The organism is Arthrobacter arabinosi (genome assembly GCF_054511115.1).
Genome location: NZ_JBTNDF010000002.1, coordinates 606645 through 626485 on the forward strand (window position 1 = coordinate 606645; position 19841 = coordinate 626485).

Genomic DNA, 19841 nt, shown 5'->3' on the forward strand with positions numbered 1-19841 from the left:
GAAGGCGCACCGGCCTGATGTGCGGTGCATGCGGCCGCGCCGTCGTCGCCGATCCGGTGCTCGGGCCGGTCCGGACGACACGGGACCTGCTGCTCGTCGCCCAGCTCGTCAATGCCGTCGCCGCCGGCCTGCCCGGCGCACCCGTCGTCCGGGTGACCGGAGAACGGTGGATCGTTGCGGGGAGCACGGGACGGACGAGCGCGTGCGACACCGTCCGTGAGCTGTGGGACGCGGTGGTCGAGCACTCCGAGCGGACGGGCGCGGCCTCCTGCATCGTCGAGCGGGTGGCCCGGATCCTGCCCGGCGCGTCCCCGCTCGCCGATCGGGTGCTGCGTGAAGGCATGGCAGCAGTACGAGACGTCCGCAGGGGCGCTGCCGTCTCCTAGGTTCGGCCCCGTCCGCTGCCTCCGGCTGGCGGGTGGGGCCGTCGTCGTTCCTGGGGCTTCCGTCCTGGGCGGGGCCGTCGTCGTTTCCTGGGCTTCCCCGGCTGCGGGGAGGCCCGCGCCGTCGTGCACGGGTTCGACGTGTCGGAGCGCGTGTCGACCTGCGACACGCCGTCTGTTGCGCCGTTGGCCCCGCGACGGCAGGCACGACGCCGCGGCTGCAGCACCGTGCCGAGCCCAGTCTTCCCTCAGGTTTCCCCAAGGACTCGCGACACGCCCCCCATCCTGCGGCAACAGCACAGCAGGATGGGACGGACATCAGTCGGCGGGGGGAAGCGCGGGGCGCATGGGGGCAATGGATCGTGAGTGGTACCACGAGGGCCGCGACGCACGGCTGGAGGCCGTCCGGCGGTCGCCGTCGGGCAGGATCCCGCAGTGGTCGCTCGACGACGCCCTCGGCACGCCGTCCGCCCCCCCACCCTGGCGGGCCGCACCGGTGTACGGGCCGCCCCGGAAGCACTCGTCGCCCGGTCGAAGGCGCCGGAAGCGGCGCTTCGGCACGGTGGCCGCCCTGCTCCTGATCGCAGCCCTGTACGCGACGCCGCCGCTGTTCGACCGCTTCGTCCTGCCGGTCGCGCTGCCCTACGTGCCGGGCGCCGACGTCCCGCCGCGCGGAGTCGAGGCCAGCGACATTCCGCTGGGGACGCCCCCACCCGCACCGGCGTCGACGGCGTTCACGCTGATGGACTCGCCCGTCGAGGACCAGCCATGGGTGGCCTACGATCCGTGCCGGCCCGTGCACTACGTCGTCCGGCCGGACAACGCCCCGATCGGGTCGGAGGGGCTGGTACAGGAGGCCGTGGCGGCGGTGTCGGCCGCCACGGGCCTGCGGTTCGTCGACGACGGCACGACGACGGAGGCGCCCAGCGAGGAGCGCGACCTCTACCAGCCGGAGCTGTACGGGAAGGCGTGGGTGCCGGTGCTCTTCACCTGGACCAGTGAGGCGGAGATCCCGGGCCTGGCCGGGGACGTCGCCGGGCTGGGCGGCAGCGACTACGCCCAGGCACCCGGGCAACCGCTGGTGTACGTGGGCGGGCAGGTGCAGCTCGACACGACCGACGCGGCCACCTCCCTCGGTTACCCGGACGGGCGCGCGTACCTGCGGGCGACGATCATGCATGAGCTCGCGCACGTCGTCGGGCTCGATCATGTGGATGACCCCGGTCAGCTGATGTATGCGGAGAACGTCGGACAGCTCTCCTTCGGGGAGGGCGATCTCGCCGGTCTCGCGCTTCTCGGCACGGGTCCCTGCGCACCCGGACTCTGACGTCGACCAGGGTGACTGGCACACGTGGTACCCGCACCGCATCCCCGGAAAAATTGCTCGCCGACCGAGGAAAAACCCGCCACGTCCCGTGAACCACGTAAATTAGGGAGATGAGCAATGACGCCCTCCCTTCTGCCGTCCAGTCGTTCGATCCCGACGGCGGCAGCAACCAGTCTGCCGAGGCGCTCGAAGCGCTGATCGAGACGGTCGAGAGGGAAGTCGCCGAACTCCAGTTCACCCGCTTCACGAACGACGACGCCGTCGCCCTGGGGCAGTTGCTCGTCCAGCTCGGGGTAGGACGCAACCTGCCGATCGCGGTCTGCATCCGGCGGCCGGACCACATCCTGTTCCGTGCCGCGCTCGACGGCACCACGCCCGACAACGACTACTGGCTCGACGCCAAGAGCCTCACGGCCGAACGCTATCTCGTTCCCTCCCTGCTCGTCGGCCTCCGCGGGCGGCGGAACGGAGGGCGCGTGGAGGACGATCCCCTGTTCGACACGACGATCTACGCAGCGCATGGCGGCTCGTTCCCCCTGTACATCAAGGACGTCGGCCCCGTTGCCACCGTGACCGTCTCCGGCCTTCCGCAGCTCGAGGACCACAGGCTCGTCGTCGAGGCGCTGCGCACCTTCCACGCGGCCGACGGACTGTAAGCCGCTCGACGGCGCTCTGGCGCGGATCACGGCGGCGCGGTGTGGCCCTGTGCCTCCTCCCGTAACGCTGCGTGACCGATTGTGACGGGGGCCTCTGGCGTCCCCGCCGTCCCGTGCGCTTAGCTGGACCCATAACCATCCCGAGCGGCCGAGAGACCTGGATCGACGACGCCGCAGCAACCCTCCCCGTGTAGCAACGGGGAACGGTGCTACTGCCAGGACCGATGGAGAAGCTACTCGCTTTCGTTGGTCTGTCCCTCCGTGCTCCTGCATGCCCGGGGCGCCTGCCGGCGACCTGTATCAGCCCTCCATCGGGCGATGATTCAGGAGCACCGCGTGAGAACAGCAAGTCCCAGCACCGCCACTCCCCGGCCCACCCGCCGATCCCCCCGCCCGCCTGCACCCCACCCCTCCGCACCCCGCAGCATCGCCCTGCTCGCCGCGGCGGCGGGACTGGTCCTCACCACGAGCGGCTGCGGGGGGTCAGCGGCCGCCGGCGAGGACGACACCTTCGTGTTCGCCACGGGCAAGGACATCTCCTGCCTGGACCCCCACGTCAACGGCGACATGCCACAGGCATCCATCGCGGCGAACTACCTCGACTCACTGGTCTCCCAGGACAGCGAGGGCGCCATCCACCCATGGCTGGCCGCGGACTGGTCGGTCTCCGAGGACGGCCTCACCTACACCTTCACCATGCGCGACGACGTCTGGTTCACCGACGGCACCAAGCTCACCGCGGAGGCGGTCAAGGCCAACCTCGACCACATGATCGATCCCGACACGCAGTCCGGGACGGCCGGCGGCTACCTCACGCCGTACGTGGGCACGGAGGTCGTGGACGAGACCACGGCCGTCGTCACCCTCAACCGCCCGTACGCGGCGTTCCTCGAGGTGCTCGCGCAGCCGTTCCTCGGCATAGAATCACCGGCGGCGCTCGAGCGCCCCCAGGCCGAGAACTGCAACGCTCCCGTGGGGACCGGACCCTACAGGATCGTGGACTACGTACCCCAGTCCAGGGTCAGCCTGGTCCGGAACGAGGACTACAACTCGGCCCCGCCGTACGCGCAGCACGAGGGTCCCGCGCACATCGAGAAGATCGAATGGAGGATCGTCCCGGAGGACTCCACGCGCTACGGACTCCTGCGGGCCGGTCAGGTCGATGCCCTGGACCTCATGCCGTCCGTCCATGTCGACGAGGCCGGGGCGGACCCGAACGTCGAGCTGATCCTGCAGGACAGGCCGGGCAATCCGACCAACCTGATCCTCAACACGACGCGTGCACCGTTCGACGACATCGACGTCCGCAAGGCGTTCCTGCGCAGCGCGTACGTCGACGCCGGCATCACCAGCGTCTACTTCGGCACCGTGACGCGGGCCGGCGGGCCGCTGAGCTCCGCCACCGGCTTCTACTCCCCCGACTTCGAGCACGTCTACGATCCCGACCCGGAGGAGGCCTCGCGCCTGCTCGACGAGGCCGGCTGGACGGAGCGCGACGACGAAGGCTACCGCGTGAAGAACGGCGAGCGCCTGACCGTCCACTTCCCCTACACACCCGGCGCGTGGCCCGCCGCGCATCAGGCCCTCGTCACGCAGATCCAGGCGACGGCGAAGAAGGCCGGGTTCGAGGTACTCATCGAGAACGGGGACGGCGCGACCGTCAGCGAACTCGGCAACACCTTCGACTACGACCTCCGTGCCGACTACTGGAACACCAACACGGCCGACGTCCTGCGGATCGTGTTCTCCTCCGAGTACACGGAATCAGCGGGCTTCGTACCCAACGGATCGGGCTTCCGCAACCCGGAGCTGGACGGCATCCTCAACGACGCCCTCGCCACGGACGATCCCACGCAACGCGCGGACCTGTACTACCGGGCGCAGCAGATCGTGAGCGACAACGCCCTGCAGCTGCCCCTCTACAACCAGGCCAGCCAGGTGGCACTCCGGAGCGACCGCTACCGGAACCTCGCCCTCGAGCCGAGCCTGTCCCTCCCCTACCTCTACGACGTCACGACGGTGGATTCCGAATGAGCACCCAGTCCCTCGATTCCCTCACTGCAGCACCCCGCACGACGGCGACCGCCGGTACCGCCGGAAAGGTCATCGCGAGGCGGGCGGCCGGTAGCCTGTTCGTCCTCTGGGCGGCGGTGACCCTCACGTTCTTCGTCCTGCGCCTGACTCCGGGCGATCCGATCACGGCGATCCTCGGCGGTGCGGGCTCCTCGCCGTCCGCGGACACGGTCGCGGCGGTCCGCGCCGAGTACGGGCTCGACCAGCCCGTCCCCGTCCAGTACCTCTCCTATCTCGGCGACCTCGTCACGGGCGACTTCGGCGTCTCGTACATCTTCAAGGTCCCTGTCCTGGAGATCATCGGGCCGCAGATCCTGCCGACGCTGCAGCTCGCCGGGCTCGCCCTTCTCTTCGCCTGGGTGATCGCCCTCGCGTGCACCCTCCTGACGGTCGGCCGGGGGCGCGCGCTCGACGGCGCCGGCCGTGCCGTCGAGGTGTTCTTCGCCTCCCTCCCCCAGTTCTGGGTGGGCATCATGCTCGCCGTGGTCTTCGCGGTCACCCTCGGCTGGTTCCCTGTGGCCGGCAACGACGGCTTCCGGTCGCTCGTGCTCCCGGCGCTCTCCCTCGCGATCCCCCTGGCCGGGTTCATCGCCCAGGTCACCCGGTCCTCGTTCGAGGACGCCCTCGCCCAGCCGTTCGTCCTGAGCGCCCGGGCCCGCGGCCTGAGCGACACCGCCGTCCGGCTGACCCACGCCCTCCGCCACGCGATCCTGCCCGGCATCACCCTCTCCGCCTGGGCCGTGGGCTCCCTCGTGAGTTCCGCGGTCGTCGCGGAGATCATCTTCGCCCGGCCCGGGCTGGGCCGGTCCCTCGTGGACGCCATCGTGAACCGCGACCTGCCCGTCACCCTCGCCGTGGTGGTCATCATCGCCGCGGTCTACATCCTCGTGAACCTCGTGGTGGACGTCCTCTACCGCGTGGTCGACCCCCGCACGAACCCGAAGGGATCCGCAGCATGAGCCTCACCCTCGACCCCACGACGACGGCGGAGGGCGGCGCCCATGTCCCCGCCGCGCCGCCCGCTCCATCCCGCGCCCGACGCCTCGTCCGCACCACCCCGATCGGGGTCTGGATCGCTGCCGCACTGCTCACCTTCCTCGTGCTCGCCGCCGTCGTACCGTCCGTCTTCCTGCGGCAGGACCCGTTCGAGATCGATCCCGCCGACGCCTTCCAGTCCCCGGGCGGCGCGCACCTGTTCGGCACCGACCAGAACGGGCGGGACGTCTTCTCCCGCGTGATCGCCGGCACGGGGCAGTCCCTGCTGCTCGGGCTCGCCGCCACGGCGATCGGCCTGGTCCTCGGGGGCGCACTCGGCATCACCGCCGGCGTCTCCGGCAAGTGGCTGGACTCGGCGATCTGCCGTTTCGTCGAGATCCTGTTCGCCTTCCCGGGCCTGCTCCTGGCCCTGATCGTCATCGCGGTGTCCGGCACGGGCGTCGTCACCGCCGCCGTCGCCGTCGGGGTCGGTTCTGCCCCCGGTTATGCAAGGATGCTGCGCACGCAGACCCTGCAGGTGGTCGCGGCCCCGTATGTGGAAACAGCCCTGGCGCTCGGCCGGTCGAGGTCCCACATCCTCTGGCACACGGTGGTCCCCAATGTGGCGCGGCCCCTCTTCGTGCTCGTCACGCTCGGGATCGGGCAGGCGATCGTCTGGGCGTCGTCACTCAGCTTCCTCGGCCTAGGTGCGCAGCCTCCGGCCGCCGAGTGGGGCGCCATGCTCGCCGACGGCCGCAACTACCTCCAGGTCGCCTGGTGGATCGCGGCCTTCCCCGGCATCTTCATCACCCTCGCCGCGCTGACCACCACCGTGGTGGGACACCACCTGCAGCGCCGACTCGAAGCAGAGGTCTGACCGTGAGCGACACCAGGAACACCGACATCAGGACCATCGCCGAGCAGCCGCTGCTCGCGATCGACAACCTCAACGTCTCCTTCACCACGCCGCGGGGCACGGTCGACGTCGTGCGCGACGTCTCGCTGGCCCTCGCGCCAGGACGGGCGCTCGCCCTCGTGGGCGAATCGGGCTCGGGCAAGAGCGTCACGGCACGCTCGCTCGTGGGCCTGAACGCTCCCAACGCGCGCGTCTCGGCGGACCGGCTCGACGTCCTCGGCCGGGACGCCACCCGCCTTTCCGAACGGCAGTGGCGGGGACTCCGCGGCAAGGACATCGGCTATGTGCTGCAGGACGCCCTCGTCTCCCTCGATCCGCTCCGCACGGTCGGCCAGGAGATCGACGAAGCGCTCCGCGCCCACGGCGTCCGCGGCCGGGACGAGCGGAGGGACCGCGTCCACGCCGCACTGCGCGACGCCGGGATCCCCGACCCCGAGGTCCGTGCCCGCCAGCGTTCCGGCGAGCTGTCGGGCGGGCTCCGGCAGCGGGCACTGATCGCGCAGGCCACGGTGCTCAACCCGCGGCTCGTGATCGCGGACGAACCCACCACCGCGCTCGACGCCACGGTGCAGGCGCAGATCCTCGAGTTGCTCGCGGGGCTCAAGGAGCAGGGCCGCGGGCTCATCGTCATCTCGCACGATCTCGCCCTCGTGAGTCACCTCGCCGACGAGATCGCCGTCATGCAGCACGGGCGGATCGTCGAGTCCGGACGGGCGTCCGAGGTGCTCGGCGACCCGCGCCACGCATACACACGTCAACTGATCGACGCCGTCCCGTCCGCGGCCGGCAAGGGCACCCGGCTCTCGGCGGTCCCCCGGGTGTCCGTTGCGTCAAGGCCCACACGGCCCTCCGCGTTCTCCGCCGACGCCCCGGCGCTCGAGGCACGCAACCTCGTGAAGACCTATGCTGCGCCGGGCGGCACACGCCGTACCGTCGTCGACGACGTCTCCTTCACACTTGCGGCGGGGAAGACCCTCGGTATCGTCGGTGAGTCGGGGTCCGGCAAGTCGACGACGGCGCGCATCGCGCTCGGCCTCACCGAGCCCGACGCCGGGACCGTCACCCTCGGTGGTCTGCCGTGGGTGGGGAGCGCCGTGCGGACCGAGGCCCTCCGCCGCCCCCACCGGCCGGATATCCAGCTCGTCAACCAGGATCCGCTGAGTTCGTTCGACCCCCGCTTCAGCGTGGGCCGCGTCATCACCGACGCGCTCGACGCCGGCTCCATCGGGTTCCCCGGGGAGCGACGGGACCGCGCGGCAGAGCTCCTCGGGCAGGTGGGTCTCCCCCTGGACCTCGTCGACCGGCGACCGCTCACCCTGTCCGGCGGTCAGCGGCAGCGCGTCGCGATCGCCCGGGCCCTGGCGCTGCAGCCACGGGTCCTGCTGCTCGACGAACCCGTCTCGGCGCTCGACGTCTCCATCCAGGCTCAGGTCCTCGACCTTCTCGCGGATCTCCAGGAGCAGCTCGCACTCAGCTACCTGTTCATCAGCCACGATCTCGGCGTGATCCACCACGTGAGCGACGACGTCCTCGTGTTGAAGGACGGCCGCGTGGTCGAGTCGGGTACGGCGTCCTCGATCTTCACGGCACCGGCCACCGATTACACGCGTGCACTGCTCGACGCCGTACCCGACATGCCTGCCCGCGTACCTGCCGGCGTCGTTCCGGGTGCTCCCGGTGCTGTATCCGGTGCTGCACCCGGCAAACCCGGCGCGCCCACCTCCACCCCCGACCACGATCCGGCAGGAGCCGACCGATGACCACCGACACCCTCTCGACCACAGCCGACGCCCGTTCCGCCGACGCTCCGTCCACCTACGTACGGCTTGCCGAGCGCTTCCGTCCGCTGTTCGACGAGATCGCTGCCGGTGCGGCGAAGCGTGAGGACGAGCGGATCCTCCTGCACGCCCAGGTGCGGCAACTCGCGGACGCAGGATTCACGGCGCTGCGGGTGCCGGTCGAGTACGGCGGGAGCGGGGTGAGCGCCCCGCAGTTCTTCCGGCTGCTGATCGAACTGGCAGCCGCGGAGTCGAACCTGGCGCAGGCCCTCCGCTGCCATGTCGCGTTCGTCGAGGACCGCCTGTACGCCGACGATCCGGTCTGGCTGCGCCGCGTCGCCCAGGGCGCGGTGCTCGGAAACGCGTGGACGGAGACCGGGCCGGTGCCGGTCGGCGGTGTCAGTACCACCATCACGCGCGACGGTGACTCCTACCGCGTGAACGGCACCAAGTACTACACCACCGGGAGCCTGTACGCGGACTGGATCCAAACGGGTGCACGGACGGCCGACGGCGTCGACGTCATCGCGCTCGTGCAGCGGGACGCGCCCGGGGTCGAGGTGATTGACGACTGGGACGGCTTCGGCCAGCGCCTCACGGCCAGCGGCACGTCGATCTTCCGCGACGTCGTCGTGTCCGGGGCGGACGTGATCACGGAGACGGAGCATCCACCGTACGACACCGGCGTGTACCAGCTCGTCCACGTGGCGACCCTTGCCGGGATCGCGCGTGCGGCTGTCCGCGACGTGGCTGCGGAGGTCCGGGGGCGGAGCCGCACCTTCAGCCACGGGAACGGTACGAGACCCAGTGAGGACATCCAGGTGCAGCAGGTCGTGGGAGAAGTGTCGGCGCTTGCCTTCGCGTCCGAGGCTGCAGCACTGCGAGTGGCCCAACTGGTGCAGGAGGCCTACGAGGCACACCTCGACCTCCCACGTGCAGACGCGGACTCCGCCGCAGTTGCGGTGGAGTTCGCGTCGTCGCAGGCGCAGATCGTGGTGACGGACCAGGTTCAGCGGGCGGCGGCGACCATCTTCAACGCGCTCGGGGCGTCATCGACCCGCCGGGGCCTCCAGCTCGATCGGCACTGGCGGAACGCCCGCACCATCTCGTCGCACAATCCGGTCATCTACAAGTCGAGGATCGTGGGTGATTGGGAGATCAACGGGACGGTGCCGGAATTCGTGTGGCGGGCGGGCGACGCACCTGGGGCCTCATCGGCGGACTCACCGGAGGACGACGGCGGTAGCGTGCCCGCGCCGGGGTGACCCGGGGCACGGCGGGACGACGGCGGTGGGCTGCCTGGTGAAGCTCGCTCAGCCGCCGACGGGCGCGTGGCCGTATCGTCCGAACAACCGCTCACGCAGTTCCGACGGGACCGAGCCGTCGGACCCAGGCGAGAACGGGGCCGGTGCATGGGCCGGCGCCGTCGTCACGCACCTTGGCGGGGCGGCGACGCCGTAGCAGGGACCAACCGGGTCAGGGCGGCATTCAAGTGCTCGACAGTGCCCTGCCGCACCATATTCACAGCAGCCGGGGTATGTGGACGGAGGAGGCCACTCTTATCCACATAACACTTCTGTCCGCCGAAATAGTAGGTGTGTTCGATAAAATTCAGGTATGGCAATCGCACCGATCGAGCCCGTCAACGCGACGCCGAGTCCTCTGGACTGGGCGTGCGACGCGCTTGGCGAGTGCGCACGAGGCGTGAGTCAAGAGCACCGAGTCATGACGAGGAAGGAGGCCGTGCGGTTCATCGTCGATGTCGAAAACGCCTCGAAGCTCGTCGACTACCTGCAGGTCCTGGCAGCCAGGCTGGCCGAGGAGCACAACCTCGCTGACCCCGATGGTGATCGATTGGCCGGCGGTTCGCTCCTGGCGCGGGCAGAGCGGTCCGTCAGCACAGACGACCCTGGCAGGGATGCCGAAGAGGGACGCACCTCATCCGCCAACGGATTCAGGAACTGTGCCGACTTCCTTCGCGCCACACTGGGTATCAGCCGGGCGGAAGCAAAGCGACGGTTGACCCTGGCAGACCTGGTTCTCCCCCGCGTGTCGCCGACCGGAGCGACGATTCCACCGCGGCTCACGACACTCGGGGCAGCAATGGCCTCAGGTCGCATGAGTGGGCGTGCCGCGATCATCGTCGCACAAGCGGTGCAGCGGGTGGACCCGTTCGCGACACCAGAGCAGCTCGAGTCGACGGAGCAGCACCTGACACGGCAGGCGATCGAAGCCGACGAAGACATCCTTCGCGTGATCGCGCGCAGTTGGGAGAGCGCCTTCGATCAGGACGGGCAGGAACCAACGGACAAGGTGCTGCGCGCACGGCAGGGCGTCTTCCTCAAGGGCAGACGCCACGGACTCCACTTCCTCGAGATCGGCGCAACGGACGAGCAGTTCGAACATCTGGCAACGGTCATGAATTCGACCGCCAACCCGCGCGGTGCATCGGGCAGGACGGACGATGCCACGCACGGCCAAACCCCGAATATCGCCGGTGGCTCGACCGGCTCGACCGGCTCGACCGGCTCGACCGGCTTTGACGGCTTTGACGGCCAGGGCGTGGACGAGTCCCATAGTGCTTTCGTCGATCCTCCACCTCAGACGAGGGCCCAGGCACTCCTGGAAGGACTCGTTGCCGCCTGTAGAGTCGCCTTGAGCACTGCGGCCCTTCCATCGACGGGTGGCCATCGTCCGCAGGTGATGGTGACGATCGATTACAACGATCTCCTCGGCGCGACTCAGCGGGCCGGCTACTCCGTGTTCTCCGAGCAGATCAGCGCAAGGAACATCAGGAAGCTGGCGTGCGACGCGGACATCATCCCGCTGGTTTTGGGCAGCAGCGGTCAGATACTCGACATCGGACGGGCGCAGCGCCTTTTTCCGCCACACCTTCGGCGAGCGCTCGTGGCCAGGGACAAGGGCTGCGCTTTTCCTGACTGCTCCATCCCGGCCAGTTGGTGCGAAGCCCATCATCTGGAGCCGTGGTCGGCAGGTGGCACGACGAGCATCGACAACGGCGTCCTCCTGTGTTCCCGTCATCACCACGTCATCCATCAGGATGCATGGAGCGTCCAGTCCCGACATGGCATTCCGTGGTTCACTGCGCCTCGGACTCTGGGTCCTCCGGGAATCGCGCGCCGGAACCGGTACTGGCAGGCCGGGCGAGTGGTCAACGGAGCACTGATCGACGGCGATGCCCGGCCGAGCCGAAGCTTCTAGAACGCACCCCGGACGTCTCGGAGCACAGCGCCTGATGTTCGCTGTTCTTGGTGCTTACAGTGCGTCCCGGCGCAGTTCGTCCCCGCACCGTTCGACCCCGCGTGGTCCGGCCCAGTCCGGCTCGATTCGTCCAGAGCGGTGCCCGCAATACCGCGCAATACTGCGCGTTGCGGCCGGTGCGGCCGGTACGGCCGGTGCGATCGGTGCGACCGGTGCCGGTTCAGGACCGACCACCCACACAGGAGCGCTGATCGCCCGACGCACAGAAGGCGGCACCCCACCGGAGGGCGCCGCCTTCGTACCGCCGTCGTCGGACTACAGTGCGGCCTCGATGGCCTCCGCGACCGGCGTCTCACCGCTGTTGAACTGGATGGTCTTGTCCACCGTACCGAGGTTGCCGAGCACGACTGCGGCTACGAGAGCCACGTCCTCACGGGCCACCGAGTCCTGCTGCGGCTTCGCGGACACCTCGATCTTCCCGGTCCCGGGATCCGTGGTCAGGGACCCGGGCTGGAGGATGGTCCACGCGAGTTCCGTGTTCCGCAGGTACTCGTCAGCAGCAGCCTTCGACTCCGCATAGGAGAAGAAACCGTTGTCCTCCGGAACGCCATGGTCCTTGCGTGCACCGAGGTAGGACACCATCACGTATCGACCGACCGAGGCCTCCTGTGCCGCATCCATCGAACGGATGGCCGCATCGCGGTCCACCGCATACGTGGCTTCCGGGCTCGAGCCACCAGCGCCGGCAGACCATACGACCGCGTCATGACCACGGAAGACGTCGGCCATCTGCGCCACCGACAGCTCGGAGACGTCGGCGACGACGGGGGTCCCGCCGGCCTGCTCGACATCGCCCGCGTGGTCCTTGTTGCGGAAGATCGAACTGACCTGGTGACCCTGGCTGGTCAGGATCTTGGTGAGGTGCAGTGCTACTTTTCCGTGCCCACCGATGATGGCTACGCGTGACATGGGAACTCCTTCTGTCGTTTGACGTGTCGTCGGATGCCTTGTCTTCGACGCTAGTCCTCGCACCGTCGAGCTGGCCACCTTCGTGCAGGTGTTCCGCCGCCAGCGGAGGCCTATTCCCGCGTACCGTCATCGATGGTCACCGCACGCCACGCGCGCTCCCCCAACGACTCGAGAACCGGACAGCCGCACCCTACGGGCGGACGGGCTGGAGCCGATACTGCGCACCGCGGTGCTCGTCGGGCAGCTTGTCACCCTTGCCGAACAGCTTCTGGCGCAGTGTGCCCTCCGTGTACTCCGTCGGATACGCACCCCGCTTCTGCAGTTCCGGCACGACGAACTCGATGACGTCCTCGAAGGTCCCCGGCGTGATCGCGTAGGCCAGGTTGAAACCGTCAATATCGGTCTCCTCGACCCACGCCTGGAGCTCATCGGCGACCTGCGCACCGGAGCCGACGATGCGCGGGCCGAGCCCACCGATACCCGCAGACTCGGCGATGTCCCGCACAGTCCACGGCGACCCGTCGTCGTTCACCTTCTGGAAGTTCGCGACAGCGGACTGGATGGCATTGGACTTCACGTTGCCGAGCGGTTCATCCGGATCGTAGGCGGAAAGATCCACGCCGAGCCACCCCGAGACGAGCACGAGGGCTCCCTCGTAGCTGACGTACTGCTGGTAATCGGCGTGCTTCGCCTGGGCCTTCTCCTCCGTCTCGTCCGTGATGACGGTGAGCAGCGTGTAGATCCGCACCGAGTAGCGATCCCGACCCTCGGCCTCCACCGCATCGCGGATCTTCTGGACGACGTCCTTCAGCCTCTCCTTTGTGGGTGCAGCGACGAACACCGCCTCGGCGTTGCCGGCCGCGAAAGCGATGCCACGGGAGGACGCTCCGGCCTGGTAGATGACCGGCGTCCGCTGGGGCGAGGGCTCACTGAGGTGGATCCCCGGGACCGTGAAGTACGTTCCGTCGTGGTCGATGTCGTGGACCTTGGCCGGGTCGGTGAAGACACCGGTCTCGCGGTCGCGGACCACGGCATCGTCCTCCCACGACCCTTCGAGCAGCTTGTAGAGGACCTCGAGGTACTCGTCCGCGTGGTCGTACCGGGCATCGTGCTCGAGCTGGTCCTCGTTGCCCATGTTCCGTGCCGCAGAGGGCAGGTAGCCCGTGACCACGTTCCAGCCGACACGTCCCCCGGTGAGGTGGTCCAGCGTGGAGAGCCTCCGCGCGAAGGGGTAGGGGTGCTCGTACGCGGTGCCCGCGGTGACACCGAACCCGAGGTGTTCGGTGACGAGCGCCATCGCGGAGACGAGCAGGAACGGGTCATTGACCGGCGTCTGCGTGCCCTGCCTCAACGTGGCCTCGTTGGACCCGCCGTAGACGTCATAGGTGCCGAGGACGTCGGCGATGAAGATGCCGTCGAAGAGGCCCTTCTCGAGGGTCCTCGCGAGGTCGGCCCAGTAACTCAGGTCCTTGTAGCGCCACGACTGGTCGTCCGGGTGACGCCAGAGCCCCGGCGACTGGTGGCCCACGCAGTTCATGTCGAAGGCATTGAAACGGATACGGCGCGGTGGTGTGGGCATGCGGAGTCCTCATGTCGGGGCACCACCGAGGCGGAAGCGCCATACTTGCCCGCACTGCCTGTGCCGGGCCGAATCCTCACCTGGGGCACCCCGCTACAGCGAGAGGGTTGCCGTCCAACGAACCAGGGTTTTGCGTTGGAGCTCTTGATTCTGGTGTCGAGCGTAGGTGCACGGGTGCGCCGTCGTCCACCTGCCAGCGTCATCGCGCGTCACGCACCAGACGTCCCGCGGTGCCCGGGATGGCCCGACGACGGCGGCAGGCACCCGCCGACGAAGAGACCGGAAAAGTGCAAAGAAAGTATTGCAAACACTTCTTTGTAAGTGCACGCTGGTCGCATGGAAGAGACCATGGGCACAGCAGGACACGCTTCCGATGACGGCAACCGCGTCCTCGACGGGGAAGCACTCAAGGCCCTCACGCATCCCCTCAGGGTCCAGCTACTGGAGGTCCTGTCCAGCTACGGTCCGCAGACCGCGTGCAGCATCGCCAAGCGGGTCGGCGAATCGAGCGGGGCGACGAGCTACCACCTGAGGCAGCTGGCCCGTTACGGGCTCGTCCGCGAGGTGGAGAATCGCGGTACCGCCCGCGAGCGCTGGTGGGAACGCCCCCGCGGGTCACTGACGCTCAGCACCCCCGAACTGGAACAGGACCCCACCACCCGGGAAGCGACCCGGCAGGTGAACCGCCGGTTCGAACGCGGCCGGGCTGAGGCGCTCGCGACCTTCATGGCCAGTGGCTGCGAGGCCGTCCCGTCGGAATGGGCGGACGCCGCCATGATCGCGACGATGAACGCCCACCTGACAGCGGACCAGCTCGCAGCGCTCACCCATGAGCTGAGCGGGATCCTGCGCGAGAGGCTCGACGCCTACCGCGCCGAGCCGGGCACCCCGGGCACCCGGCCCGTCCAGCTGCACTTCAACGCATTCCCCCTCATCGACACCCAGGAGACGTCATGACCAGCGCAACCCTTCACGCCGGATACCCGGCACTCACGGCACCATCCCACGCAGGACTCGCGTCGCGGACACTCTTCCGCCTCGGCACCGCGTTCATCGCGGCAAGCTCATCCCTCGCCTCCGCGGAGGGCTCCGACGTCGAGCTCTTCCGCCGCCACCTCGAGCGACGGACGGACCTGCGAGCCCTCGCCCACAGCGGGATCCATCTCCTCTAGGCACCCCTCCCCCGGCCACAGCGTCTCACCTACCGCAGGTAGGACGCCCCGTTGACGTCCACCACGGTGCCGCTGACCCAGAGCGGAGCATCGGTGGCGAGCCAGGCGACGGTCTGCGCCACCTCCTCCGGCGTCGCGACGCGGTTGAACGGGCTCTGCGCCCGCACCGCGTCGCCCTTCGGACCGTCGAGCACGGTCCTGCCCATGTCGGTCTCGACGAACCCCGGCGCGACGGCGGCGGTCAGGATCCCGTGGGGCGCGAGCGCCACGGCGAGGGACTGGGTCATCGCGTGCAGCGCAGCCTTGCTCGCGCCGTACGCAGGGGTGACGGGCTCTCCGCGATAGGCACCGCGTGATCCGACACTGACCAGCCGACCGCCTTCCGGGCCCGCCGGCCGGTCCAGCAAATGCCGTGCGACGAGCCACGCCAGGTTGGCAGGGCCGAGGAGATTGACGTCGAGCGTGCTGCGCCACGCCGCCTGCCAGTCGTCGAAGGACACGGTGTCGATGGGATGCGCCTCGAAGATGCCGGCGTTGTTCACCAGGACGTCGAGCCCGCCCAGCGCGCCGACGGCCTCGTCGACGATGCGCCTGCAGGCGTCGGGGTCGCCGACGTCGCCGACGACCACCGCGTGCCCGTCGCCCGGAAGCGCGTCCCGGACGGCGGTGGCGGCGCGCCCGTCCCGGCCGGCATGGACGGCGATACGGTGCCCGCGTCCCGCCAGGTCATGGGCGATGGCTGCGCCGATGCCCCTGCTCGCACCGGTCACCAGGATGTTGGGAGTCATGGCTCCGACCGTACCTGCTGAACCGCCCAGCAGCGGTAAGGATCGATCGGAGCGCCGCGACCCGACGACCCGATACGGAAAACGGGCTGCCTCCATCCCGGACAGGCACGTTGACCCGGACCGGAGCGGATGCGAGGGTGGGCGGATGAGCACCGACACCACAGGAGTCCGGATCAGCAACGACGACACCCAGAGCCGCTATGTGGCAACCCTCGACGGCAGCGCCGTCGGGACCGCCGCCTACGAACGGTCCGGTGACTCGATCACCTTCACCCACACGGTCGTGGATCCGGACGTCGAGGGTCACGGCGTCGGCAGCACCCTCATCCGATATGCGCTCGACGACGCCCGCGCACGGCATCTCGCGGTCGTCCCGCAGTGCGCATTCGTGGCGGCCTTCATCGAGGACCACCCGGACTACCAGGACCTGACCGGCTAAGCCGCTCCCCGCATCCCCTCGCGGAGGGCCGCGTCGATGAGCACTTCGGCGGCCCGGCGCGCCTGGCCTGCCGCCTCGGAGGAGCCGGCGATCGCCGCCGTCGTCTGGGCGCCCTCGGCGAGGATGGACAGCTGCGGCGCCAGGTACACCGGCGCTCCCGCCGCCTCGGCCAGATCCCCCACGTAGTCCTGGAACGATTCCTTGTGCTTCCTGGCGTAGTCGGCGACCTCGGGGCTCACGGCGCCGAGCTCCGCGAAACTGTTGATGAAGCCGCAGCCGCGGAAGGAGTCCTCGCCGAACCACTGCGCGAGGTAGTCGAAGATCGCCAGGAGGCGTGCCCGCGGACCATTGGCGGCACGGACCTGCCCATCGAGTCCCTCCGTCCATGAGCGGTGCCGGCGCTCGAGGACGGCCATGACGATGCTGCTCTTGGACGGGAACTCCTGATAGACCCGCTTGAGCGAGACATGCGCGGCAGCACGCAGCTCATCCATGCCGACGGCCTGGATGCCCTTCGCGTTGTAGAGCGCGTCCGCGGTCTCCACGATGCGACGTCGGACCTCGGTGTCTGTCATATTGCCATTCTACTTGAATTGAGAACGATGGTTCTCTATATTGGCGACCGAGGGAGAACGAACGTTCTCCCCGCTCGAGACAAGGACCACACCTATGGGTTTCATCAAGGTCGGCACCGAGAACAGCACGGACATCGAGCTCTACTACGAGGACCACGGTGCAGGCCGCCCGGTCGTCCTCATCCATGGCTATCCCCTCGACGGCGGCTCGTGGGAGAAGCAGACAGCTGCACTCCTCACGGCGGGCTATCGCGTCATCACCTATGACCGGCGCGGCTTCGGCCGGTCCAGCAAGCCCACGACGGGCTACGACTACGACACCTTCGCGGCGGACCTGAACACGGTCCTGGAGACCCTCGACCTGAACGATGCCGTGCTCGTCGGCTTCTCGATGGGTACCGGCGAGGTGGGCCGCTACATCGGCACCTACGGCGAAGCACGCGTGGCGAAGGCCGTCTTCCTGGCCTCGCTCGAGCCGTTCCTCCTCCAGACCGACGACAACCCCTCCGGCGTCCCGGCGTCGGTGTTCGACGGCATCCGGGGCGCCGCTGTCGAGGATCGCTACGCCTGGTTCACGACCTTCTACAAGGACTTCTTCAACACGGACGACTTCCTCGGCAACCGCCTCAGCGAGGAAGCACTGCGCAACGCCTGGAACATCGCCTCGGGGGCGTCCTGGTACGCGTCGTTCGCCGTCGTCGACTCCTGGCTGACCGACTTCCGGAGCGACGTCGAGAAGATCACCGTCCCCTCCCTGATCGTGCACGGGACCGGCGACCGCATCCTGCCCATCGACTTCACCGGCCGCGAGTTCACCAAGCGCCTCCCCTCCGCCGAGTACGTGGAGATCGAGGACGCCCCGCACGGGATGCTCTGGACCCACGGCGCCGAGATCAACGAGATCCTGCTCCGCTTCCTGTCAGAGTAGCTTCCTGCCGGAGTAGCTTCCTGCCGGAGTAGCTTCCTGTCGGAGTAGGCACGCGCGGCGGGGTGCCGGCTGGTCCGGCGCCCCCGTCGTGGCGCCCGTCGTGGCGCTCGTCGGGAATGGCCGGGCTTGGGCCGCCCGGGATGGAACCGCCCGGATCAGAACTGGATGCCGCGCGTGAGTGCGCCGTCGATCAGGAGGTTCGCGCCCGTGGTGCGGCTCGAGCGCGGGCTCGCGAGGAACACGACGGCGTCCGCCACCTCCTGCGGAGTGCCCATCCGCCCTGTCGGATTCAGGGCCATCGCCGTCGCGAACAGGTCGGGGTTGCCCTGCTCGATGCTCGGCCACACCCCGCCCTCGTGGTACGTGTTGCCCGGCGAGACGGTGTTGGCCCGGATGCCCTGTCCGGCGAGCTGGAACGCGAGGCCGGCCATGTAGGCGATGAGTCCAGCCTTCACCGTCCCGTAGGGGCCCGACGCGAAGTCCACTTCGCGTCCCGAGACGCTCGAGATCGCGGTGATGGACGCCGTCGGGCTCCGCACCAGGTGCGGCAGCGATGCCTTGACCAGCCGCACCGTACCCATGAGGTCGACGCGCAGGCCGGCCTCCCAGTTCTCCTCCGAGTCCTCGATCGCGAGGGCACTGACATTGCTGACCACGGAGTCGATCCTGCCGAACTCGTCCGCGACGGCCGCGACCCAGGCTGCGAGCGCCGGCGCGTCGCCGACGTCGACCACGCGGCCGACCACCCGCCCGTCCGACGTCGCCAGGGCCGCCTCGGTCTCGTCGACCTCGGCGGCATCGCGGGCACAGAACGCGACATTCGCGCCCTCCGCGGCGAACGATTCGACGATGGCGCGGCCGATGCCCTTCGTACCGCCGGTGACGAGTGCTGTCGTGCCGTCGAGATGCAGGTCCATGGGAATCCTTCGGTCGATGAGGGAGGTGGCGGGTGGCAGTAGGTGCGGGTGACGGGGATCAGTGGAGCTCGGCGCCCTGCCGTCGCAGGTGCGCGTGGAGGCCGCCGTACGCATCGGCGGAGGGGAAGAGTGCCTTGGCGGCCTTGACCACCACGCTGTAGTTGGCGTCGACGGCGTTCGCGATGGGGGCCAGCGCGGTCTGCGTCAGGAGCTGGTAGGCGTCCAGCCGGTGCAGCCCGAAGAGGCCCTCGAACCAGCGCACCATCTCCAGCTGCCCGATCCGCCACGAATCCTCCATGGGGCGCGAGGACCCGACGGCCATCCAGTGGTAGTCCGTCTCGAGCCGCGGCCACGCCGGAGCGCCGCCCTTGATGAGATCGACGATGAGGGTCGAGTGCATCGCCCCCTCGACGGCGGTGCCGCAGGCCTCACCCTCGCCCTGGCGGTAGTGCCCGTCGCCGATGGAGAAGAGTGCACCCTCCACGTTCACGCCCAGGTAGACCGTGGTGCCCGCCTTGACGTCCGGTGCGTCCATGTTGCCGCCGAATCGTTCGGGCACCAGCGAGGACCGCACCTCCCCACCGGGCGGGGCGACGCCGATCGTCCCGAGCATCGGTTCGAGCGGCAGGGCGACCTCGAAGTCCCCGAGCCGCGACTGGAATCCGACGGTCCGCCGCTCGGTGTCCACGTGGTAGATCCAGGTGATATCGGGCAGGGGCTCGTGCAGGGACGCCGTGCGGTCGGTGCTGGTGAGTCCGCCGAAGAACGGGATGGTTGCGGACGCGCCGTAGGAGCGTGCCGGCGTGAGATCGACGACGTGCAACGCCAGCGTGTCCCCCGGTTCCGCACCCTCGACGTAGAACGGGCCGGTCTGCGGGTTGACGAAGTTCAGGTCCACCTTCTCCCCCGACACGTCGTCCACCGAGGTGAGGGCATTGTTGAAGGCGTCCTCGGACCAGAGCCTGAGCGCCGTCCCGGGCCGGACCGTCAGGACGGGAGCACTACCACCGAAGGTATACACGAGCTGGTCACGCCGGGGGTGGTACTCGATGATCTCCATGACCGGATGCTACGGGGCGGCTCCGGCCCGAACAAGGGTGTGGAACGCACGACGACGAGGGCTGCCCGGAGCAGGTGCAGGGGC

General features: G+C 69.0%; 19 protein-coding genes and 2 riboswitches. Of the genes, 13 read left to right on the forward strand and 6 right to left on the reverse strand.

All coding sequences use genetic code 11. The annotated features are described in order from the left end of the window. Positions 1–17 precede the first annotated feature (17 nt). The 9 genes from ACX80P_RS06985 to ACX80P_RS07025 all read left to right on the forward strand — a co-directional run bounded on the left by ACX80P_RS06985 (position 18) and on the right by ACX80P_RS07025 (position 11330). Positions 18–386 (forward strand): hypothetical protein, encoded by a 369-nt coding sequence (locus ACX80P_RS06985; protein WP_459277335.1) that lies wholly within the window; start codon positions 18–20, stop codon positions 384–386. A 352-nt stretch (positions 387–738) separates the two neighbouring features. Continuing rightward, positions 739–1710 carry a matrixin family metalloprotease gene (locus tag ACX80P_RS06990; protein ID WP_459277336.1) on the forward strand — a complete coding sequence of 324 codons (972 nt, stop codon included), beginning with the start codon at positions 739–741 and terminating at the stop codon, positions 1708–1710. A 110-nt stretch (positions 1711–1820) separates the two neighbouring features. Further along, positions 1821–2366, forward strand: a complete 546-nt coding sequence (locus tag ACX80P_RS06995) for a heme-degrading domain-containing protein (RefSeq protein ID WP_459277337.1) — start codon at positions 1821–1823, stop codon at positions 2364–2366. Positions 2367–2498: 132 nt separating this feature from the next. Further along, positions 2499–2597, forward strand: a riboswitch (SAM riboswitch). Between the two features lie 105 nt (positions 2598–2702). Continuing rightward, complete coding sequence (locus ACX80P_RS07000) at positions 2703–4400, forward strand: ABC transporter substrate-binding protein (protein WP_459277338.1); 1698 nt, start codon at positions 2703–2705, stop codon at positions 4398–4400. Beyond that, the gene (locus ACX80P_RS07005; RefSeq protein ID WP_459277339.1) at positions 4397–5398 is read left to right on the forward strand and encodes an ABC transporter permease; all 1002 of its coding nucleotides are present in this window, start codon (positions 4397–4399) and stop codon (positions 5396–5398) included. Before ACX80P_RS07000 ends, ACX80P_RS07005 begins: the two co-directional genes overlap by 4 nt. Then, on the forward strand, positions 5395–6291 hold the full coding sequence (locus ACX80P_RS07010; RefSeq protein WP_459277340.1) for an ABC transporter permease: 897 nt from the start codon (positions 5395–5397) through the stop codon (positions 6289–6291). The genes ACX80P_RS07005 and ACX80P_RS07010 overlap by 4 nt, the downstream gene beginning before the upstream one ends. A gap of 2 nt (positions 6292–6293) precedes the next feature. After that, positions 6294–8090, forward strand: a complete 1797-nt coding sequence (locus tag ACX80P_RS07015; protein ID WP_459277341.1) for a dipeptide ABC transporter ATP-binding protein — start codon at positions 6294–6296, stop codon at positions 8088–8090. Next, positions 8087–9373: an acyl-CoA dehydrogenase family protein gene (locus tag ACX80P_RS07020; RefSeq protein WP_459277342.1), complete on the forward strand. Its 1287-nt coding sequence runs from the start codon at positions 8087–8089 to the stop codon at positions 9371–9373. The genes ACX80P_RS07015 and ACX80P_RS07020 overlap by 4 nt, the downstream gene beginning before the upstream one ends. A gap of 352 nt (positions 9374–9725) precedes the next feature. Next, on the forward strand, positions 9726–11330 hold the full coding sequence (locus ACX80P_RS07025) for an HNH endonuclease signature motif containing protein (protein WP_459277343.1): 1605 nt from the start codon (positions 9726–9728) through the stop codon (positions 11328–11330). 315 nt (positions 11331–11645) lie between these two features. Here ACX80P_RS07025 and ACX80P_RS07030 read toward each other — a convergent pair whose 3' ends face one another. Both ACX80P_RS07030 and ACX80P_RS07035 read right to left on the reverse strand, forming a co-directional pair. Continuing rightward, a complete protein-coding gene (locus ACX80P_RS07030; RefSeq protein WP_459277344.1) occupies positions 11646–12299 on the reverse strand; it encodes an SDR family oxidoreductase in 654 nt (217 codons plus the stop codon). Positions 12300–12489: 190 nt separating this feature from the next. Further along, positions 12490–13878 (reverse strand): LLM class flavin-dependent oxidoreductase, encoded by a 1389-nt coding sequence (locus ACX80P_RS07035; protein WP_459277345.1) that lies wholly within the window; start codon positions 13876–13878, stop codon positions 12490–12492. A 36-nt stretch (positions 13879–13914) separates the two neighbouring features. Next, positions 13915–14028, reverse strand: a riboswitch (SAM riboswitch). 186 nt (positions 14029–14214) lie between these two features. On the opposite strand from ACX80P_RS07035, the gene ACX80P_RS07040 reads away from it, so the two are divergent. Further along, on the forward strand, positions 14215–14835 hold the full coding sequence (locus tag ACX80P_RS07040) for a helix-turn-helix domain-containing protein (RefSeq protein WP_459277346.1): 621 nt from the start codon (positions 14215–14217) through the stop codon (positions 14833–14835). Further along, positions 14832–15050, forward strand: a complete 219-nt coding sequence (locus ACX80P_RS07045) for a hypothetical protein (RefSeq protein WP_459277347.1) — start codon at positions 14832–14834, stop codon at positions 15048–15050. Before ACX80P_RS07040 ends, ACX80P_RS07045 begins: the two co-directional genes overlap by 4 nt. Positions 15051–15079: 29 nt before the next feature. Here the strand turns inward: ACX80P_RS07045 and ACX80P_RS07050 are convergent, their stop codons facing one another. Next, a complete protein-coding gene (locus ACX80P_RS07050) occupies positions 15080–15838 on the reverse strand; it encodes an SDR family NAD(P)-dependent oxidoreductase (RefSeq protein WP_459277348.1) in 759 nt (252 codons plus the stop codon). 145 nt (positions 15839–15983) lie between these two features. Between ACX80P_RS07050 and ACX80P_RS07055 the strand changes: the two genes are divergently transcribed. Next, positions 15984–16277 (forward strand): GNAT family N-acetyltransferase, encoded by a 294-nt coding sequence (locus ACX80P_RS07055; RefSeq protein WP_459277349.1) that lies wholly within the window; start codon positions 15984–15986, stop codon positions 16275–16277. Here ACX80P_RS07055 and ACX80P_RS07060 read toward each other — a convergent pair. Continuing rightward, positions 16274–16852: a TetR/AcrR family transcriptional regulator gene (locus ACX80P_RS07060; RefSeq protein WP_459277350.1), complete on the reverse strand. Its 579-nt coding sequence runs from the start codon at positions 16850–16852 to the stop codon at positions 16274–16276. The genes ACX80P_RS07055 and ACX80P_RS07060 overlap by 4 nt on opposite strands. Before the next feature lie 94 nt (positions 16853–16946). On the opposite strand from ACX80P_RS07060, the gene ACX80P_RS07065 reads away from it, so the two are divergent. Beyond that, positions 16947–17780: an alpha/beta fold hydrolase gene (locus tag ACX80P_RS07065; protein WP_459277351.1), complete on the forward strand. Its 834-nt coding sequence runs from the start codon at positions 16947–16949 to the stop codon at positions 17778–17780. A gap of 155 nt (positions 17781–17935) precedes the next feature. On the opposite strand, the gene ACX80P_RS07070 is transcribed toward ACX80P_RS07065, so the two are convergent. Both ACX80P_RS07070 and ACX80P_RS07075 read right to left on the reverse strand, forming a co-directional pair. Next, on the reverse strand, positions 17936–18697 hold the full coding sequence (locus ACX80P_RS07070; protein WP_459277352.1) for an SDR family NAD(P)-dependent oxidoreductase: 762 nt from the start codon (positions 18695–18697) through the stop codon (positions 17936–17938). Positions 18698–18755: 58 nt separating this feature from the next. Further along, positions 18756–19757, reverse strand: a complete 1002-nt coding sequence (locus ACX80P_RS07075; RefSeq protein WP_459277353.1) for an acetamidase/formamidase family protein — start codon at positions 19755–19757, stop codon at positions 18756–18758. Positions 19758–19841: the final 84 nt, after the last annotated feature.

Excerpts from the sequence above, each read along its gene's own strand:
- ACX80P_RS06995 (WP_459277337.1), top strand. The coding sequence starts at position 1,821 with ATGAGCAATGACGCCCTCCCTTCTGCCGTCCAGTCGTTCGATCCCGAC.
- ACX80P_RS07060 (WP_459277350.1), bottom strand. The coding sequence starts at position 16,852 with ATGACAGACACCGAGGTCCGACGTCGCATCGTGGAGACCGCGGACGCG.
- ACX80P_RS07065 (WP_459277351.1), top strand. The coding sequence starts at position 16,947 with ATGGGTTTCATCAAGGTCGGCACCGAGAACAGCACGGACATCGAGCTC.
- ACX80P_RS07050 (WP_459277348.1), bottom strand. The coding sequence starts at position 15,838 with ATGACTCCCAACATCCTGGTGACCGGTGCGAGCAGGGGCATCGGCGCA.
- ACX80P_RS07035 (WP_459277345.1), bottom strand. The coding sequence starts at position 13,878 with ATGCCCACACCACCGCGCCGTATCCGTTTCAATGCCTTCGACATGAAC.
- ACX80P_RS07005 (WP_459277339.1), top strand. The coding sequence starts at position 4,397 with ATGAGCACCCAGTCCCTCGATTCCCTCACTGCAGCACCCCGCACGACG.
- ACX80P_RS07075 (WP_459277353.1), bottom strand. The coding sequence starts at position 19,757 with ATGGAGATCATCGAGTACCACCCCCGGCGTGACCAGCTCGTGTATACC.
- ACX80P_RS07020 (WP_459277342.1), top strand. The coding sequence starts at position 8,087 with ATGACCACCGACACCCTCTCGACCACAGCCGACGCCCGTTCCGCCGAC.
- ACX80P_RS07030 (WP_459277344.1), bottom strand. The coding sequence starts at position 12,299 with ATGTCACGCGTAGCCATCATCGGTGGGCACGGAAAAGTAGCACTGCAC.
- ACX80P_RS06985 (WP_459277335.1), top strand. The coding sequence starts at position 18 with ATGTGCGGTGCATGCGGCCGCGCCGTCGTCGCCGATCCGGTGCTCGGG.
- ACX80P_RS07070 (WP_459277352.1), bottom strand. The coding sequence starts at position 18,697 with ATGGACCTGCATCTCGACGGCACGACAGCACTCGTCACCGGCGGTACG.
- ACX80P_RS06990 (WP_459277336.1), top strand. The coding sequence starts at position 739 with ATGGATCGTGAGTGGTACCACGAGGGCCGCGACGCACGGCTGGAGGCC.
- ACX80P_RS07040 (WP_459277346.1), top strand. The coding sequence starts at position 14,215 with ATGGAAGAGACCATGGGCACAGCAGGACACGCTTCCGATGACGGCAAC.
- ACX80P_RS07010 (WP_459277340.1), top strand. The coding sequence starts at position 5,395 with ATGAGCCTCACCCTCGACCCCACGACGACGGCGGAGGGCGGCGCCCAT.
- ACX80P_RS07055 (WP_459277349.1), top strand. The coding sequence starts at position 15,984 with ATGAGCACCGACACCACAGGAGTCCGGATCAGCAACGACGACACCCAG.
- ACX80P_RS07025 (WP_459277343.1), top strand. The coding sequence starts at position 9,726 with ATGGCAATCGCACCGATCGAGCCCGTCAACGCGACGCCGAGTCCTCTG.
- ACX80P_RS07045 (WP_459277347.1), top strand. The coding sequence starts at position 14,832 with ATGACCAGCGCAACCCTTCACGCCGGATACCCGGCACTCACGGCACCA.